Origin of the sequence: Actinomadura sp. NPDC048955 (assembly GCF_040649435.1) — a bacterium.
GTDB lineage: Bacteria > Actinomycetota > Actinomycetes > Streptosporangiales > Streptosporangiaceae > Spirillospora > Spirillospora luteofluorescens.
On sequence record NZ_JBEZJI010000176.1, the window covers coordinates 1 to 2,184 of the forward strand.

At 67.0% G+C, this 2,184-nt stretch carries 1 pseudogene; it reads right to left on the reverse strand.

Annotated elements, in window-relative coordinates:
- Positions 1-94: 94 nt before the first annotated feature.
- Positions 95-286, reverse strand: a pseudogene (locus AB0C84_RS45975) (transposase); the annotation flags it as partial.
- Positions 287-2,184 lie beyond the last annotated feature (1,898 nt).

Below are 2,184 nucleotides of genomic sequence, written 5' to 3' on the forward strand. Positions count from 1 at the left end.
GACCCGCGACGACATCCACGAAGCACTCATGACCCTCGCCGCAGCCATCATCTGCTGGCGACGCCTCGCCCGCTGATTCTGTTACGACCTCTTAGCCCTTGTCGCCGTGCAGCTTTGCCGGGCGGCGCCGTCGCGGCCCGCGCCGGGAGTGGATCGGCGCGACGCCCCGCACCAGCGACTCCAGCGCGAGCTTGTCGTGAGTGTTGGCCGCCGAGATCCCGACAGACAGCGGCAGTCCGGCACGATCGACCAGCAGATGGATCTTCGACCCACGTTTGCCGCGGTCGACAGACATCCGATCTTCGTAGTGTGTCAAGCGTCGGCGGCGGCGAGGCGGGGGCCGAAGGCTTGTTGGTCGTCGTAAGGCGTGCCGGTTTGGAGGCAGTGTGGAACAGGCATCCGAGCATGCGGTTGAAGGTATTGCGCAGGACGCTGGAGTGGCGGTCGCCGACGTTGCGGCGGGCTGCACGCCTCGATGTCCTGGCAGGTCGCGGCCATGGTTGACCCCCGCAGGCGCTGCTGTGGCTGGGTGGGGGCTGGCGCTCCATGCGCACCACCGACGTTGCCGCTGCACAGGCGGTCCAGGCCGCCGTCCCGCCCCCACGCTTGAGGCGCCTAGTCAGAAATCCTGTGTAAGCAAAATGCCTTCAAGTGGAGCAGGGATCGGCAGGTCCTCCCCCAAAGCGACTTGCCAGCCACGCAGAGGGCGGTCTTCGCGAGGTCCACAGAGGCTCTACGGAGTACCGGCCGGGCCCGCCCCGCTCATCCCCGTGACGACCAGCGTCATCGCCCGCCCGGTCCGGTATCCCGCGCTCGGGTCTCTTCGGCAACGAACTCCTGGCCGTGCTTCCCGGGCGCTGCCGTTGTCCGCCAACTCAAGGGCCAGTTAGCTCAGCTCGCGATGCCCGAACACACGCACAGGGGTATTTTCCCCGGATCTGACCACCAGGGCTACGATTTAACTTGGCTGGCTTCATTCATGCAGGTCAGCGCAAGGTTAGCCCATCGGGGGTGCGGGTTGGAAACCTAACCCGCCGTCTTGAGGCCTAACCCGGGCCGCCTCTCATGCCGGTGAGCCCGAGAGGCCGCACGCCCGGGGGCCGGCCACGTCCTGGCGCCCGGTCCGGGCGCCCTTGAACAGGCGGTCTCAGGGGGTCGGCGTCTGCGGCAGAAGTAGACCAGCATGCCTGTATGGGCGGTGAGCTGGCCGTGCTCGGCCATCTCCCGGCCCGGTCCCAGGTGAGCGATCCACGCATTGTGAGCGGCATCTGCTCGATGACCTGGACCAGATGAGGGCGTAACTGGTGGACTTTGATGCCGTCAGGCAACGCGATCAGCCAGACGAGGCGACTGGCCCGCTCCACCAGCGTGGCGACCGCGGAGGGACGTTTGCCCCATGACCAGGTCACCTTCCCAGTGTCCGGGCACGAGCCGGGTCTCGATCTCGGCAGGGCGCTGCCGATGGGCACCATGTCCCGAATCTGCCCGAGGCCGCTGGAACGATGGACGACGCGTGGATGGCGCATGGTTCGTCTGGTGCGCAGCCGCGCGGTCAGTTTCTGGTGCAGCGCCCGCCGCCGCGGATTGAACAGCGACATGTAAATCGTCTCGTGCGGTACCCGCATGTCGAGTTGGTCGGGGTAGGCCAGCGGGAGCCAGCAGGCGATCTGCTGCGGCGACCAGCAGCACTCCAGCCGCTCTTGGACGATCTGGCGCAATGGCGAGTGGACGGTCAGCTTGGCGGGCTTGGGCCGTCGCGTTTGGTGAGCGGCGCGGGCCCCGGCGTCCAGAGCGCGGTAGCTTACGCGGCCGCCGTTGCGGCTGATCGGGACCCCGCGCGGTTGATGGCCGATGGTCGGCCTCGGGGTGGCTGTTTGGATACAGAAAAAGCCAGCCCCCACACCCTTTGGGGCGGGGGGCTGGTGTTCCGATCAGAGGATCCTCATCGTTGTACCTCGTTCTCTGGGTTGTGTCGGCCAGCTTGTCCTGGCAGGAGAGACCGTCCACATTCGCGATAATCGGCAACCTCTGGGCCCTTGATGCCCTACCTCGCTCCACACGTCGACGATCTCTGAGCGTTCCTGCTCGCCCTGGGCGGTGCGGGTGTCGAACCGGTCGGCCGGACACGCCATGCCCAGAGCCTGATGCGGACGGCGGGTGTTGTATTCGACCACCCAGCCCGCC